General features: G+C 66.3%; 10 protein-coding genes. 8 read left to right on the top strand and 2 right to left on the bottom strand.

Going from position 1 to position 16837, the window contains the following annotated elements; genetic code table 11:
* The first annotated feature begins 449 nt into the window (after positions 1–449).
* Together ABQJ54_RS16225 and ABQJ54_RS16220 are read left to right on the top strand one after the other, a co-directional pair.
* A complete protein-coding gene (locus ABQJ54_RS16225) occupies positions 450–7667 on the top strand; it encodes a hypothetical protein (protein ID WP_367855347.1) in 7218 nt (2405 codons plus the stop codon).
* 45 nt (positions 7668–7712) lie between these two features.
* Positions 7713–8501, top strand: coding sequence for an OmpH/Skp family outer membrane protein (locus ABQJ54_RS16220; protein WP_367855346.1), 789 nt, complete (start codon positions 7713–7715; stop codon positions 8499–8501).
* A 490-nt stretch (positions 8502–8991) separates the two neighbouring features.
* On the opposite strand, the gene ABQJ54_RS16215 is transcribed toward ABQJ54_RS16220, so the two are convergent.
* A complete protein-coding gene (locus tag ABQJ54_RS16215) occupies positions 8992–10041 on the bottom strand; it encodes a hypothetical protein (protein WP_367855345.1) in 1050 nt (349 codons plus the stop codon).
* 331 nt (positions 10042–10372) lie between these two features.
* Here ABQJ54_RS16215 and ABQJ54_RS16210 point away from each other — a divergent pair, with 331 nt between their 5' ends.
* On the top strand, positions 10373–10822 hold the full coding sequence (locus tag ABQJ54_RS16210) for a CopD family protein (protein WP_367855344.1): 450 nt from the start codon (positions 10373–10375) through the stop codon (positions 10820–10822).
* Between the two features lie 106 nt (positions 10823–10928).
* On the opposite strand, the gene ABQJ54_RS16205 is transcribed toward ABQJ54_RS16210, so the two are convergent.
* Complete coding sequence (locus ABQJ54_RS16205) at positions 10929–11936, bottom strand: NAD-dependent epimerase (RefSeq protein WP_367855343.1); 1008 nt, start codon at positions 11934–11936, stop codon at positions 10929–10931.
* Between the two features lie 306 nt (positions 11937–12242).
* On the opposite strand from ABQJ54_RS16205, the gene thrS reads away from it, so the two are divergent.
* From thrS to pheS, 5 genes are all read left to right on the top strand, one after another.
* Positions 12243–14144: a threonine--tRNA ligase gene (thrS, locus tag ABQJ54_RS16200; RefSeq protein WP_367855342.1), complete on the top strand. Its 1902-nt coding sequence runs from the start codon at positions 12243–12245 to the stop codon at positions 14142–14144.
* 45 nt (positions 14145–14189) lie between these two features.
* A complete protein-coding gene (infC, locus tag ABQJ54_RS16195) occupies positions 14190–14717 on the top strand; it encodes a translation initiation factor IF-3 (RefSeq protein ID WP_367855365.1) in 528 nt (175 codons plus the stop codon).
* 235 nt (positions 14718–14952) lie between these two features.
* Positions 14953–15150, top strand: a complete 198-nt coding sequence (gene rpmI, locus ABQJ54_RS16190) for a 50S ribosomal protein L35 (RefSeq protein WP_019467379.1) — start codon at positions 14953–14955, stop codon at positions 15148–15150.
* Between the two features lie 17 nt (positions 15151–15167).
* Entirely contained in the window at positions 15168–15527 is a 360-nt protein-coding gene (gene rplT, locus ABQJ54_RS16185) for a 50S ribosomal protein L20 (protein ID WP_128898432.1), read from the top strand.
* 305 nt (positions 15528–15832) lie between these two features.
* On the top strand, positions 15833–16828 hold the full coding sequence (pheS, locus tag ABQJ54_RS16180; protein WP_367855341.1) for a phenylalanine--tRNA ligase subunit alpha: 996 nt from the start codon (positions 15833–15835) through the stop codon (positions 16826–16828).
* Positions 16829–16837: the final 9 nt, after the last annotated feature.

The following is a 16837-nucleotide window of genomic DNA, read 5'->3' as shown; positions in this document are numbered from 1 at the left end:
CTCGACCGATACATACGAAAACATGCCAAGCTGCTGGACGTCGGGGCTGCGCATCGGATCAGGCGGTCAGTGATTGAGAGCGTCTATGACCGCGGCGGCGCGCTGAGGTTTCTCGACAGCCTGCTAGTGCATCGGTCCTGTGCGGTGCGACCGGCGGCAATGGCGGCAATGGCGGTAACAGCAAGACTGGCTGGGCTGCCGGAGCAGGCGGAGCAGGCACCGCGGCCGCAGGCGCCTATGGCAATGCGGGCGGCACCGCCGGCACCAAGTACGGCAGCGGCTCGCCGGGGCAGGGTGCCAATGGCAGCGGCGGTGCCGGTGGCGCCGCCAACCTCTCTGGCGGCGCAGGAGCTGGCGGCTCGGCAGCCACTCATGGTTACGGTGGTGGCGGCGGCGGCGGCGGCTCATTCGATTTGTGGGGTGGTGGTGGTGGTGGTGGCGGCGGTGGCGTGGGCCAGATCGTCACCGGTGGCAGCTTCGCCAATTCTGGGATCACTTACGGCGGCAACGGCGGCAACGGCGGCAATGGGCCGACCTACGGCGGTAGCGCCGGCTTTAGTGGCGGTGGCGGTGGCGGGGGCGCCGGTGTTTACGCAACGGCGGGAAGCACGGTCACGAACGGTGATGGCACCGTCATAGTCGGTGGCTACGGAGGTAACGGTGGCGGCGGTTTCACCGCAGCGGATGGTGGCGGTGGCGGTGCGGGTATAGCCGGCTCGGGCTTTACGCTCATCAACAGCTATCTCATCGAGGGCGGCACCGGAGGTAACGGTGGCGGGCCACTGGGCAACAGTGGCCAAGGTGGTGCCGGTGGCGCTGGCGGCGCTGGCGTGGATGGCGCTTCGCTGACCATCACCAACATGGAATGGATCTTCGGCGGCGAGGGTGGTGCCGGCGGCACCAGCTACGGCGGGAGCGGCGGCGCCGGCGGGGCTGGCGGCGTCGGGGTGATGGCTACGGGTAATTCGAGCATCGTCAACAGCTATGTGATCGAGGGCGGCAGCGGCGGTCAGGGTGGCGCAGGTAGTTATCAAAACGGCAGTCCTGCTGCAGGCGGAGTGGGCGGCGCCGGCGGTGTGGGCGTCGCAGGTTCCGGTTTCACCTTGACCAACCAGAATGACGTCATGGGCGGCATCGGTGGCGCCGGAGGCACTGGTGGCGCCGGTGAGGCTGGCAATTACGCTGGCGCGGCCGGCGGTAGTGGCGGCAACGGCGGCGTCGGCCTAAACGGCACCTCGTTTACTTTGAACAATACTGCCGATGCCTGGATTCTAGGTGGCCAGGGTGGTGACGGTGGCGCGGGCGGTACTGGCGGCGATGGTGTTTATTTGGACAGTGTCACCAGCGCGGGAGCGGCGGGCGGTACTGGAGGGAGTGCCGGAGCTGGCGGTGCTGGTATCAGCGGCTCAAACCTCACCCTCACCAATGCCGCCATGGTCTACGGCGGGGATGGTGGTAATGGCGGCACTGGTGGCGCTGGGGGAGAGGGTGCATCACCTGTCGATGCCGGCGATGCCGGCAATGGTGGCGCTGGCGGCAATGGTGGATCGGGCGGTGCGGGTGGCGCAGGCGGCGCGGGCATCAATGGCAGCACGTTCACACTCACGAACACGGGTTCCGTTGTGGGCGGTATCGGTGGAGCCGGCGGGACTGGCGGGGCCGGCGGGGCCGGGGGTAGTGCGGGTAGCGGCGGTCCGACGTCGGTCGGCTATGCGGGCCAAGGTGGCGCGGGCGGCGCGGGTGGTACCGGCGGTACGGGTATTGCCGGTACGAATTTCACCATCACTAGCAACAGTATTGCCGGGCCGAATTACACCATCACCAGCAGCGGCACGGTCTATGGGGGCCGCGGTGGTAATGGCGGCGGCGGTGGCGCCGGCGCATCGACGGGCAGCTCCTATCAGGCGACCGGCGTGACTGGTGGCGCAGGTGGTCAAGCTGGCGCCGGCGGTGCAGGTGGCGCAGGTGTCGTCGCTTACGCATCGACATCCACCTTCAACAACGACGATCGCATCGGTGGCGGTGCTGGCGGCAATGGTGGTGCAGGCGGGGCGGGAGGTTATGGCGGCGGCGTTGGCGGCCCCGCTGGACCGGCCGGCGGCAATGGCGGTACAGGCGGTGATGGTGGTGCTGGTGGTGATGGTGGTGCCGGTGTTGTCGCCGCCAACGGGTTCACGCTCAACAATGCAAGCGGAGCGGTCGTTGTAGGGGGCCAAGGCGGCAATGGCGGATCGGGCGGTGCAGGTGGCGCCGGAGATGCGTCGTTGGGTGGCGCCGGTGCAATGGGTGATGGTGGTGCGGGTGGCACGGGTGGTGCGGGCGTCACCGGCTCAGGCTTCGTGGTGGTCAATGCCGGCGAGATTGACGGTGGTATTGGCGGCTACGGTGGTGCGGGCGACGTGCAGGGCAATGCCGGTCGCGGCGGAGCGGGTATCAGCGGCGCGGACTTTACGCTGACCAACTCGGGCACCGTCAGCGGAGGTACGGGCGGAGTCGGCGTGGTATCGACCGGCGGCTCAACTATCACCAATAGCGGCACCATTAGCGGTGGCGACATTTTGGGTGGCCCGTCGATCGATGCGATCGACCTGAGCGGCGGCGGCAACACGCTCGTGCTGGAAGCCGGCTCAACGATCAACGGCGATGTGGTCAGCAGCAGCGGTACGACCGACGGCGGCGACACGCTGGACCTGGGCGGTGACGCCAATGCCACGTTCAGCGGATCGATCGGCAGTGACGGGAGCGGCGCGCAATACCAGGGCTTTGCCAACTACGAAAAGACCGGCACCAGCACCTGGACCTTGGCTAGTGCATTGAATCTGGACGCGGCTTGGTCGGTGCGGGGCGGTGAGTTGGATCTGGCCGGTAGCGGTAGCGCGTTTACCGGCGGCTTCGTCATGTCGTCAGGAACCACCCTTGGGGTGGGCGCATCGATGTTGGTGGCCGGTGCGAACGGCGTCAATGGCAGCGATGGTGCGTACGGTGCCGCCGGTACCGCGGGTAGTGCCGGCGGCGCCGCGGTCAGCGGCACCGGCTTTACGCTGAACAACCAGAGCCAGGTCTTGGGCGGAAGCGGCGGCACGGGCGGCAATGGTGCGAATGGCGCCAGCGCAGGCGGCTATGGTCCGGGTTCGGGCTACACGACCCTACCGTCAGGCGGGGGCGGCGGCGCGGGCGGCGCCGGTGGCGTGGGTGGTACGGCGGTGACCGGATCGGGCATTACGCTTACCAATGGCGGCAGCATTACGGCTGGACAGGGTGGCCAGGGTGGTGCGGGCGGTGTCGGTGGTGCGGGCGGCAAATACCTGAGCATCCCCCCGCCCCTGATCGCGCTCGGCAGCAACGTGTCGGCGCCCGTGTCGGGTGGCAGCCTGACCGGGGGCAATGGTGGTGTCGGGGGAGCGGGAGGCATCGGCGGCCAGGGTGGCGTTGGCGTCTACGCCACCGGTACGAGCACGCTGGTCAACAATGCCAACATCACGGGCGGCCAGGGCGGCGCCGGCGGCCAGGGCGGGTATGGCGGCCAGGGTGGTCAGGTGGCGGCTCAATCCTCCGGTTACACCCTCAATGGCGGCGCGGGCGGTACTGGCGGTATGGGCGGCAACGGTGGCGCCGGCGGTGCGGGCGTGAGCGGTACATCCTTCACCCTTACGAACAACGGCGGCATCACGGGCGGCCAGGGCGGTGCCGGCGGTCAGGGCGGGTATGGTGGCTACGGCGGCGCAAGCGTGACGCTGCCGGGATCCGGCACCAACGTCGCCAACGGCGGCGCGGGTGGTACCGGTGGCGCGGGTGGCAGCGGTGGCGTGGGTGGTGCGGGCGTGAGTGGTGCGTCTTTCACCCTCACGAATAACAATAACGGTTCGATTGCGGGTGGCAACGGCGGTTACGGCGGTAACGGCGGTAACGGCGCTGGTTGGACGGAGTCGTCTCCGCCCTCTGGCGCGGGTGGCGATGGCGGCAGTGGTGGCGCGGGGGGCACCGGAGGCGCCGGTGGCGCGGGCGTAAACGGTACCAACTTCAGCCTTACCAACGCCGGTGGGATCTACGGCGGCTCGGGTGGCCATGGCGGCAACAGTGGTCATGGCGGCAACGGTGGCGAAGGCTATGCCGGCCGCTACGGCTATGGCAATGGCGGCAATGGCGGCAACAACGGCACGGGCGGTGCTGGTGGTGCGGGTGGCAATGGTGTCGAGGGCACTCACTTTACCTTGACCAATAATGGGCTGGTTAAAGGAGGCTATGGCGGCAATGGCGGCTATGGCGGCTATGGTCACGAGGCCGGTGAGGGCGGTGGCACAAATGCCGGCAACGTGGGCACTAGCGGCAACGGCGGCGCGGGTGGTGCCGGCGGTGCCGGCGGCACAGCGGTGAGCGGCAGCTATTTCACAGTGACCAACAATGGCTCCCTGGTCGGCGGTGGCGGCGGTACCGGCGGCTATGGCGGTTACCCTGGCGCTGGTTTTGCCTACTCGTCGACTAAAAGTGCCGCCGGCGGCAATGGTCTGGCTGGTGGCGCGGGCGGAGTGGGGGGCGCAGGCGTCACCGGCAGCAACTTCGTCCTCACCAACAACCAACTCATTGAGGGCGGTACCGGTGGCGCAGGCGGCAACGGCGGCGTGGGTGCACCGGGCGGCTACAACAAGAGCGGCACCGCGGGAAATGGCGGTGTGCCGGGTGCCGGTGGCGCAGGCGGTGCAGGTGGCAACGGCGTGGAAGGCAGCCAGTTCACCTTGACCAATTCATATCTGATATTGGGTGGCGCGGGCGGCGCGGGTGGTGCGGGTGGCTATGCGTGGCCCGCAGGAAGCACCAATGGCGGCGTCGCCGGCAACGGCTCCAATGGCCCGGTCGGCGGCGCTGGCGGCGCCGGCGGCACGGGGGTCGCGGTCAGCGGCACCGGTGCGACCAACGCCACCATCGTCAACTATGGCTCCAGCGTTATCGCCGGTGGCGAGGGCGGCGATGGTGGCCAAGGCGGCTACGGCGGCCAAGGCGGGCGGTCCTATGCCGCCTCGGGTACCCCGGGCAATGGCGGTAACGGCGGTGCGGGTGGCGCCGGCGGTGCAGGTGGCGCGGGCGTCACCGGCAACGGTTTCGTGCTCACCAACAGCGGGGGCGTTTACGGCAACAACGGCGGCAGCGGCGGCAACGGCGGCAACGGCGCCGCAGGCCAGGAAGGTGGCTCCGGCGCGAACGATACGTATGGCACGACAGGTCTCTCCGGTGCAGGTGGTGTGGGTGGTGCGGGCGGTGTGGGCGTCAGCGGCACCGGCTTCACCGTCACCAACGCTGGCATCATCGGCGGCGGCGCGGGCGGCCAAGGAGGTGCGGGCGGGATGTCGTATGGAGCCTCGGGGGTGGCTGGCAATGGCGGCGCCGGTGGCGCGGGCGGTGCAGGCGTCAGCGGTTCGGACTTCACCCTCGTCAACACCGGCACCGTATACGGCGGCAACGGCGGTGCGGGCGGCGCGGCGGGCGATAACTCCAACGACGGCGCCAGCGGTGTGGCCGGAGCCGGCGGTGCGGGTGGTGTCGGCGTGGTGTCGACCGGTGGCAGCACCATCATCAATGCCGGCACCATCGCAGGCGGTGTGAGCGCCGGCGGCGTACAGGCCGACGCGGTGGATCTCTCCGGCGGAGGCAACACATTGGTGGTCGAAGCCGGCTACGTGTTTACCGGCAATGTCGTCAGCACCAGCGGTAGCACCCATGGTGGCGATACATTCGCGCTCGGCGGCAGCACCAATGCCACCTTTAACCTGGACCAGGTCGGTGCGGTGGGTAGCGGTGCGGCGATCCAGGGCTTCAACCAGTTCGCCAAGATGGGCACCAGCACCTGGACGCTGAGCGGCACCGGCAACGCCAACCAGTCGTGGACGATCACCAACGGCACGCTGGTGGGCACCAGCACCAGCATCGTCGGCAACGTGACGTTCGCGCCGGTCAGCGGCGGCAGCGCCAACCTCACGTTCGATCAGTCGACCAACGATGTGTACAACGGCGTGATCAGCGGCGACGGCTCACTGACCAAGGACGGCAGCGGCACGCTCACGCTCACCAGTATTAACAGTTATACCGGTGCGACCACCATCAACGACGGTACCCTTCGGAGTGCGGTGGCTGGTGACGTCACTTACAGTGGCGCGATCAGCGGTGCCGGTGGCTTCACGCAGGCGGGTAGCGGTACGGTATTGCTCAACGGTGCGAATACTTACACCGGTGGCACCACAGTGGCGTCGGGCACGCTGGAAGTGGGCGATGCCTCGCACATCACCGCGTCACTGCAGAGCGACGTGACGGTGGACGCGGGCGGCACGCTGCGCGGCCACGGCACCATCGACGGCAATGTCGTCAGCGACGGCATGGTATGGCCGGGCGGTTCAGTCGGTGTGTTGACTATCAATGGCAACTACACGCAGAACGCGGATGCGAGCCTGCAGATCGACGTGACACCCACGCAGGCGTCGGAGCTGGCGGTGAGTGGCAACGCCAGCCTCGCCGGCACGCTCAATCTGATCTATGCGCCGGGTACCTACAACGCTGGCACCCTGACCTTGGTAAAGGCCAATGCGTTGAGCGGCGAGTTCGCCACCACCACGTCGAGCGGCTCGGTGCCCACGATCAACGATCCCAAGGTGACCTACAGTTCCACGGAAGCGGATCTGGTGATGGGTCCGGCCGTTGTCACGCCGCGTGACGGTGCCATTTACGCGGATCTGATGCGCAGCGCCAACCTGGTCGGGCAGCAATCCCTGGCCACCGTGCTCGGTGCCACGCTGCGTTCGGGCGATGCGGCTTGCAACGGCACGGACGCCGCGCACGCCAATACGGTGGCGTCGTCCTGCCACAGTGACCTGTGGATGCAGTACAGCGGCAGCAGCGATGCGCTGACGGGCAGCAACGGCCTCAACAGCAGCGTGTTCGGCTTGCAGGGCGGTTTCGACCATGCCGTGACGGAGGGGGTGCGCCTGGGCGTGGAAGCGGGCTACGACCGCATCAACGGCAACGACCGCAACGGTGGCAACGGCAGCATCGACAGCGTGCACGGCGGTGTGTATGCCGATGCCGATGCCGGTCCGGTGGTGCTGTCGGGCACGCTCGACGAGACGCACAGCAGCTATCAGGTGTATCGCCAGACCGGCATTGGCCACGGCGTGGCCGGCCCGGACGGCAACACCACGGCGGCGGCGGTGCAGGCTGCGTGGCCGCTCGTCGCGGCACAGTGGCAGGTGACGCCGGCAGTGGGCGCGTTGTACCAGCACCAGACGCTCGGCAGCTTCAGCGAGACGATACCGGGCAGCAACCCGCTGGCCGGCGCGTTCGCCCTGGACGGTGCGTCTGGCACGTACACCACCGTGCAGCCGTATGCGCAGGTGTCGTTCTCCCACGTGTTCGTGGCGCAAGGCATCCGCTACCTGCCGCAGTTCAACGTCGGCTATCGCTACGACACGCGTGGCAGCAACCCGGTGGTGCAGGCGAGCAGCCAGGATGGCACGATGTTCCTGCTGCCGGGCGCTGCGCTGGGTCGCGGCATGGCCACGGTGGGGGCGCGTATCACCGCACAGGCGGGCGCCTCGTGGAGCCTGTACCTGGATTACCAGGGCCAGTTCGCCAGCCATCTCAGCGACAACGCACTGAGCGTGGGCTTTGCCAAGGCATTCTAAGCGCGCAACACGGATCGCCCCAGCGAAAGCTGGGGCGATCGAGCCTTGCCCAAGACACCCCGGGATCCGGCGCCGTCAGGGCACCGCAGTGATCAGCACACGCTATGCGATGAGCGTGCGCTGCATGATGAGTTCGCCACTGGGTGCCTTGCCGTCATGCACGAAGCCCAGCTTAGGGTGTCGTGGAATCCTCAAACCCAATCACCGGATATCTCACCCATGAACATGCACCGCTCCCTGTTCGTCGCTGCACTAGCCGCTGCCACCGGCTTTTCTTTCGCTCCCGTGGCGCCGGCGCAGGCCTCCGCCGCTCCTGTGGCCAGCCATCCGCTGGGCGGCAAACCGGTGCCAGGCATATGCATGCTTTCGAGCGAGGCAGTGTTCACCGAATCCAAGGTGGGGCAGGCGTCGAGCGAGCGGCTGAAGCAGCTCGCGACGCAGCAGCAGTCGCTGCTGGAAGACCAGCGCAAGCCGCTGGATGCCGAGATCCAGGCCTTCCAGCAGAAGTCGTCTACGCTCACCGAGGCGCAGCGCGAGCAGCAAGGCAAGGCGCTGCAGCAGCGCATGCAGGCGTTCCAGGCACAGGTGAAACAGCTCGACCAGCGCATCCAGCTGACCCGCGGCAAGGTGATGCAGCAGATCGGCAAGCAGGCGCAGCCCCTCGTCGAGAGTTCCTACAATAGCCACGACTGCGGCTTGCTTCTGAATCGCGACGTGGTGCTTGGTGGCAACACCGCCAACGACCTCACCGGCGATGTGGTGCGCGGTCTGGACGCGAAGATCACCACGCTCAACTTCAACCTGGAGCCGCTGCCGAGCGGAACTGGCAAGTAAGCGCGCCGGACCCACGATGAACCGCACGGACACGGATGGGAACACCCGTGTTCGTCCTGTCCGGCATCAGCAACCCCGGGCCGCAGCATTGGCAAACCCTGTGAATAGAGTGAAGCCCTGCCTTCTGCAGGATGATCCAACGTGACTGGGACCACCCAATATATGCCGAGTGGGCGAAGGCGCTCGAACGGTGGATTCGACCGGTCGCCGCTGGTAGTCGTGCTGGCCGGTTGCTGACTGACCCCGGACTGACCCCGATATCCGGCACAAAGCCTGATCCCGTGCGGCCGGACACGAGCACAGGTGATCACATTAGGTCTTGATTTCCTTGATCTTTTTCGACCTTGACATGGTAGGGGTCACAAGTTCGATCCTTGTACCGCCCACCACCTTGAATCCGGCAACGGCGCGGCCTTCGGGCTCGCGCCGTTGTTGTTTCCGGCACCCGGTTGACCCCGGATTGATCCCGCGAGGCCAGGGAGCATCAGTCTCAGTCGTTGAAACCGTCGTCGCCCCGCATGATCGCAACGCCGTTGGTGCTGCCGCTGTCGATGGTGACGACGCTCTTCAGGGCGAAGTTGCCATCGCCGTCTACGTCGAAGATGGAGACGTGCGATGCCGACCCGGTGCCGTCAATCACCGCGGCGAGACTGTCGCGGTAGGTGATGTCGGTCGGAGCGCCATTGAACGACGCCACCACCGGCGCATCCTGCACGATCTTGTGGCCGTTCACGGAGTAACGGGACACGGAGTGGCTGGGCGAGTTCGAGGAGAACAGGAACGGCCCGTCGAGGGTGACCCAGCAAGGAGCCATCTGGGTGCCGGAGCCGGTGACCGTCAGCACCGCATCGTTGCGCACGAGGCTGATCTCGTTTGCATGCGCGATGGTGACATAGGCATCACTGCCGCGGGTGGCAAGCCCGAAGGGGGCGTTGACGTTGGCGGGGATGTTCGCCACCAGCCTAGTCGCGCCAGACACGCTGCCCTGGTCTGTCAGGTCGGCCGTTTCAATCGCATTGCTCTTTTCGCTGATGACCAGTTGCCCGCCGATGACACCCACCTGGGCGGCGGAGCCATCGGCAACGACCAACCGTGCCTTGCCGTCGGCGATGGAACTCACGCCATCCCGGTCGATCGGGTGCGATTCGATGTAGGTGGCGGTCAGGATGTAGAGATGGCCGTGGCCAAAGGCCACGCTGACCGGGTTGTTGAGGGCCGGGACGAGCTTCTCCAGTCGCAGCGGAGTGCCTGCTCCATCCTTCCGGAAGACCGAAACATTGCCCGATCCGAAATTGACCACGGCAAGGCGGTCGTGATTCTGCGCGATGCCGCCGGCATTGCCGGTGACTCCGCCGGATCCACCGGTCGGGGATTGCTCGACCAGCGCGCCGCGGGTGTTGTAGACAAGCAGTTCATTGTTGGCCGTGTTCGACGACGTAACCACCAGGTCGCCATCGTTCCAGTGGGCGCCAGGCTGCGCATTGACGGTTCCCGCAACCATCAATCCAAGCAGCGCCGATCCAAAAATTGCCTTTTTCATGGTCATTCCTCGATATGGGTAGGCAGGCGGCAACAGGCGTTGCCGCGACAAACCGCCATCAGCGACCGCACGTGTCGGTCGCTGGTTATTCGAATGGCCGGCTTTGCTGGTTACATTTCAGGCTTTCAGGAGCTGGTGACCGCAATGGCCCAGCGTGTGCCGCGTGTGCGTTTCGGGCATGCGGTGGCGGACGTCGGAGCGGGGCGATTGGGTGCGACCAAGGGGCACAAGCTCGATCCTTGCACTCCCCACCGGATACCATGCGACAGCGCGAACCTCGGTTCGCGCCGTTTCTTTCTGGGGCCAGCCGCCCCGCCGCCGGAGCGTCGCGATGGTCTACCTGTGGGTCAAGAGCTTCCACGTGCTGTTCGTGATCGCCTGGATGGCCACGGTGTTCTATCTGCCGCGCATCCTGGTGAACCTCGCCGAGGCCGGTGACGAGCCCGCGGTAAAGGCGCGACTGCTGCTGATGGGGCGGCGACTGTACAAGTTCGGCCACAACATGTTCGGCATGGCTTTCCTGTTCGGCTTGACGCTGTGGCAGGGCTGGCGGTTGTTCCCCGCGAAGCTGCCGAACGTGACCGCCGGCATGCACTGGATCGACGCCAAGCTGACCCTGGTGGCGTTGCTGCTGGCCTATTTCGTGTGGGCGGGCCGGATGATCAAACGCTGCGAGCGGGGCGGTGCGCTACCGTCGTCGAAGGCCCTGCGCTGGCTCAATGAGCTGCCGGTGCTGTTGCTGCTGGGCGTGATCTTCCTGGTGCTGGCCAAGCCGTTCTAGCTTCGGTCCATGTAGGAGCGCACCCTGTGCGCGAATGCTCTGGTGCATGATCGAAGCCAAAAGCCATCGCGCACAGGGTGCGCTCCTACAGGTGGTCGCGGGCTGGTCAACGCTTGAAATATTCCCGGTACCACGCCACGAAGCGCGCCACGCCATCCTCGATGGAGGTGTTCGGCGCGTAACCCACGTCGCGCCGCAGCGCCGACACGTCGGCCCAGGTGTCCGGCACGTCGCCGGGCTGCATCGGCAGCAGGTTCTTTTCCACCGTGCGGCCCAGGTGCTGCTCCAGCAGCTCGATGAAGCGCAGCAGTTGCACCGGCTGGTCGTTGCCGATGTTGTACACGCGCCAGGGCGCGTTCGAGGTGCCGGCGTTCGGGGCCTCGGCGTCGTAGGCCGGGTCGGGTGCGGCGGCGTGGTCGAGCGTGCGGATCACGCCTTCCACGATGTCGTCGACGTAGGTGAAGTCGCGGCTGTGGTTGCCGAAGTTGAACACGTCGATGGCTTCGCCACGGCTGATGCGGTCGGCGAACAGCATCGGCGACATGTCCGGTCGGCCCCACGGCCCGTACACGGTGAAGAAGCGCAGCCCGGTGGTGGGCAGGCCGTACAGGTGGCTGTAGCTGTGCGCCATCAGCTCGTTGGCCTTCTTGGTGGCGGCATAGAGGCTGACCGGGTGGTCCACCGCGTCTTCCACCGCGAACGGCAGCTTGCGGTTAGCGCCGTAGACCGAGCTGGACGACGCATACACCAGGTGCTCGACCTCGCCGTGGCGGCAGGCTTCCAGGATGTTGCCGAAGCCGACCAGGTTGCTCTGCACGTAGGCCTGCGGATTCTTCAGCGAATAGCGCACGCCGGCCTGCGCGGCCAGGTTCGTCACGCGCTGCGGCTTGAAGCCGGTGAAGGCGTCGTTCACCGCGGCGGCGTCGGCCAGGTCGGCGCGGCGATGGGTGTAGCCCGGGTGATGGGCGAAGCGGGCGAGGCGCGCTTCCTTCAGCGTCGGGTCGTAGTAGTCGTTGTGGTTGTCGATACCCAGCACTTCGTCGCCGCGCGCCAGCAGGCGTTCGGTCAGGGCGGCGCCGATGAAGCCGGCGGTGCCGGTGACGAGGATGCGCATGGGGGGAGTCCTTGAAAGATCGGTGCATTCTATCGCCGGCCGCCAATTGACAGCCTGCGATGGGCTAGACTAGCGTTTCCGCAGCAACCTCCAGAGACAAGGTGGCCCGCGCCAAAGCGTCGGCCGAGCGTGCGACATGGCAACTACCCGCAACCACGGCTGACGACCGCCCGCCTTGTGCTCCGCCAAGGCGCCTCGGCGCCTTTGTTTTGTCCGCCATCCAGGCGAACAACGGCAAAACTGGCCATCCATGGCCGGACTTTTCAAAGTAGCGACGTCCACCGCGACGACGCGGCAGGAATGAACATGATCGAGATCACCCTACCCGACGGCAGCAAGCGCCCGTTCGACCATCCCGTGTCCGTGCAGGACATGGCTGCCTCCATCGGCGCCGGTCTGGCCAAGGCCACCCTGGCCGGCAAGGTGGATGGCAAGCTGGTGGATGCCAGCTTCACCATCGACCACGACGCCAGCCTCGAGATCGTCACCGAGAAGAGCCCGGAGGCGCTGGAGATCCTGCGCCATTCCACCGCGCACCTGATGGGGCAGGCGGTGCAGCGGCTGTTCCCCGGCGCGCAGGTCACGATCGGTCCGGTGATCGACAACGGTTTCTACTACGACTTCGCCTACGAGCGCCCGTTCACGCCCGAGGACCTGCCGAAGATCGAGGCGGAGATGCACAAGATCGTGGCCGAGCAGCTGCCGGTGACGCGCAGCGTGAAGTCGCGCGACGAGGCGGTGGCGTTCTTCCGCGGCCTGGGCGAGAACTACAAGGCCGAGATCATCGAGTCGATTCCCTCCGGGGAGCAACTGTCGTTGTACTCGCAGGGCGAGTTCACCGATCTGTGCCGTGGCCCGCACGTGCCCAACACGGGCAAGCTGCGCGCGTTCAAGCTGATGAAGGTGGCTGGCGCCTACTGGCGCGGTGATTCCAACAACGCGATGCTCACGCGCATCTACGGCACGGCCTGGCTCAACGACAAGGACCTCAAGGCCTGGCTGCACCAGCTTGAGGAGGCCGAGAAGCGCGACCATCGCAAGATCGGCAAGGCGCTGGACCTGTTCCACCAGCAGGAGGAAGGCCCGGGCATGGTGTTCTGGCACCCGCGCGGCTGGGCGATCTGGCAGCAGGTGGAGCAGTACATGCGCGGCGTGTACCGCAAGAGCGGCTACCAGGAAGTACGCTGCCCGCAGGTGCTGGATGTCTCGCTGTGGAAGAAGTCCGGCCACTGGGACAACTACGCCGAGAACATGTTCTTCACCGAGTCGGAGAAGCACACCTATGCGCTGAAGCCGATGAACTGCCCCGGCCACGTGCAGATCTTCAACGCCGGCCTGCACAGCTACCGCGACCTGCCGATCCGCTACGGCGAGTTCGGCGGCTGCCATCGCAACGAGCCCTCCGGCGCGCTGCACGGCATCATGCGTGTGCGCGCGTTCACCCAGGACGACGGCCACGTGTTCTGCACGCCCGAGCAGATCGAGCCGGAGGTGACAGCCTTCCACCGGCAGGCGATGCAGGTCTACGCCGATTTCGGCTTCGACAACATCGCGCTGAAGATCGCGCTGCGCCCGGACAAGCGCATCGGCTCGGACGAGGTGTGGGACAAGGCCGAGGAAGCCTTGCGCGCCGCGTTGCGCGCGGCCGGCGTTGCCTGGGAGGAACTGCCGGGCGAGGGCGCGTTCTACGGCCCCAAGATCGAGTACCACATGAAGGATTCGATCGGCCGCGCCTGGCAGGTCGGCACCATGCAGGTGGACTTCATGATGCCCGAGCGCCTCGGCGCCGAGTACGTGGACGAAGGCTCGCAGCGCCGGCACCCGGTGATGCTGCATCGGGCCATCGTGGGTTCGATGGAGCGCTTCATCGGTATCCTGATCGAACACCACGCCGGCCTGCTGCCGGCCTGGCTGGCCCCGGTGCAGGCGATGGTGTTCAGTATTACCGACGCCCAGGCCGGATACGCCAGCGAGGTGGCGCAAGCCCTTGTCGACAAAGGCTTCCGGGTGGAGGCCGATTTGCGCAACGAGAAGGTCGGCTATAAAATCCGCGAGCATACGTTGCAGAAAATCCCTTATCTTCTGGTGGTCGGTGACCGCGAGAAGGAAGCGGGGACTGTTTCCGTGCGTACCCGTTCGGGCGAGGATCTGGGCAGCATGCCGCTGGCCGACTTCATCGGACGACTGCAGGCCGAGACGCAGCGCTGAAGGCGTTGTGCGGCCTAATCGAAACTTCTTCTGGAGGATAGTGGTATCGCCACCACCGACAACAAGGGCAATCGCCGTAACCTGGAAATCCGCGTTCCGCGCGTACGCGTGATCGGCGCCGATGCTGAGCAGCTGGGCATCCTCACCCGCGACGAGGCGCTGGCACTGGCGCAGGAAGCGGGGATGGACCTGGTCGAGATCCAGCCGAACGGCGATCCGCCGGTCTGCCGCATCATGGACTACGGCAAGTTCAAGTTCGAAGCCCAGAAGAAAGCCCAGGCGGCCAAGAAGAAGCAGAAGCAGGTCGAGATCAAGGAAGTGAAGTTCCGTCCGGTCACGGACGTGGGCGACTACCAGATCAAGCTGCGCAACATGCTTCGCTTCCTCGAGGAAGGCGACAAGGTCAAGGTCACCATCCGCTTCCGCGGCCGCGAGATGTCGCACCAGGATCTCGGCCAGAGTCTGGCCAAGCGCATCCAGGAGGACGTGGGCGAGAACGGCCAGGTCGAGTCCTTCCCGCGCCTGGAAGGCCGCCAGATGGTCATGATGATCGGCCCCAAGAAGAAGCAATGAAGCGGGCGGCGGCCTGCAGGCTGCCGTTTTGCAAGCGGGCTGACCTGGCTTGAAAGGGCGCGCCACAGGCTGGTGCTGGCGCCGTTTTCCCCGTACAATCGCCAGTTCGACCCGCCAGGAAGGGTCGTGCACCGATGTCGGCAGGATGGAAAGCGCGGCCTTGCGGTCGCCGCCGAATCAGTCAGAAGCCGGGCTGCTCTCGTGAAGGAGGGCGGCCCCATCAAGGAGCATCACCATGCCCAAGATCAAGACCAACCGGGCGGCGGCGAAGCGTTTTCGCAAGACCGCTTCCGGCAAGTTCAAGGCCGGTCACGCCTTCAAGTCGCACATCCTGACCAAGAAGTCGACCAAGCGTAAGCGCAACCTGCGCGCCACCAACCACGTCAAGGCGTGCGACACCAAGGGTGTGGCTCGCATGTTGCCGTATCTCTGAGACGGGAGGACTAGACCATGGCTCGTGTAAAGCGTGGCGTTACCGCCCGTCGTCGTCACAAGAAGATCATCGGCCGCGCGAAGGGCTACTACAACGCCCGCCGCAAGGTTTTCCGCGTAGCGAACCAGGCCGTCATCAAGGCCGGCCAGTACGCCTATATCGGTCGCAAGCAGAAGAAGCGCCAGTTCCGCGCCCTGTGGATCGTGCGCATCAATGCTGCCGCCCGCCAGTTCGGCCTGTCCTACAGCCGCCTGATCAACGGCCTGGCCAAGGCCGGCATCACGGTCGACCGCAAGGTGCTGGCCGACATCGCCGTGCACGACATCAAGGCGTTTGGCGCCATCGCGGAAAAGGCGAAGGCCAGCCTGGCGGCGTAATCTGTGCGCTCATCCTTGATCGCGAAGATCAAGAAGCGGCCATCCATGGCCGCACTCTCAAAAGGATGCGTGTAACGTCTACGGGGAGAAGGCCGGCGCCTTCTCCCCGTTTTTATTTAATGACGCCGCTTTTCGCGTTGGCCTCCTCTCCCCTCCGGGGAGAGGATTGAGGTGAGGGGTCGGGGTTTGCCTTGACCCTGATCGAAGCACGCTTCGACCCTGGCGTTGACGCAAGAGTGGCCCCTCACCCCAACCCTCTCCCCGGAGGGGAGAGGGAGCTGGAAGCCAAAGCGGAAATCGCACCGATGGACGATCTGGACAGCCGGGCAAGCCAAGCCCTGACCGATATCGAAAATGTCACCTCGCTGGACGCGCTCGAATCCCTGCGCGTGGGCCTGCTCGGCAAGAGCGGCATCGTCACCGCCGCGCTGAAGTCGCTGGGCGCGCTGGCGGCGGACGAGCGCAAGACGCGCGGCGCCGAAGTGAACCGCGTCAAGGAACGTCTCGCCGACGCGCTGGCCGCGCGCAAGGCGACGTTGGAGCAGGCCGCGCTGGATCGCCGGCTCGCCTCCGAGACCATCGACATCTCGCTGCCCGGCCGCGACGGCGAGCGCGGCGGCATCCACCCGATCACCCGCGCCCTGGAGCGCATCGCCGCGATCTTCGCGCGGCTGGGCTACCAGCGCGCCGACGGTCCGGAGATCGAGGACGACTGGCACAACTTCGAGGCGCTGAACTTCCCGCCGCACCATCCGGCGCGCGCCATGCACGACACCTTCTACTTCGGCGACGGCCGGCTGCTGCGCACGCACACCTCGCCGGTGCAGATCCGCGCGATGAAGGGTCGGCAGCCGCCGATCCGCATCATCGCGCCGGGCAAGGTCTACCGCAGCGACTCGGACCAGACCCACTCGCCGATGTTCCACCAGATCGAAGGCCTGCTGGTCGACGAAACCTCCAGCTTTGCCGATCTCAAGGGCACGCTGGCGGAGTTCATCCGCGCGTTCTTCGAGCGCGATTTCGAAATGCGCTTCCGCCCCAGCTACTTCCCCTTCACCGAGCCCTCGGCCGAGGTGGACATCCGCTGGGAGACTGCCGACGGTCAGTCGCGCTGGCTGGAAGTGCTGGGTTGCGGCATGGTGCACCCGAACGTGCTGGCGAACTGCGGCATCGATCCGGAACGCTATACCGGCTTTGCCTTCGGCCTCGGCGTGGAGCGCTTCGCGATGCTGCGCTACGGCGTCACCGATCTGCGCGCGTTCTTCGAGAACGACCTGCGCTTCCTCAAGCAGTTCGCGTAAACCGGGCAG

This window comes from Rhodanobacter lycopersici (assembly GCF_040812335.1).
Lineage (GTDB): Bacteria > Pseudomonadota > Gammaproteobacteria > Xanthomonadales > Rhodanobacteraceae > Rhodanobacter_A > Rhodanobacter_A lycopersici.
This window is presented reverse-complemented; position numbering and strand designations above follow the sequence as displayed.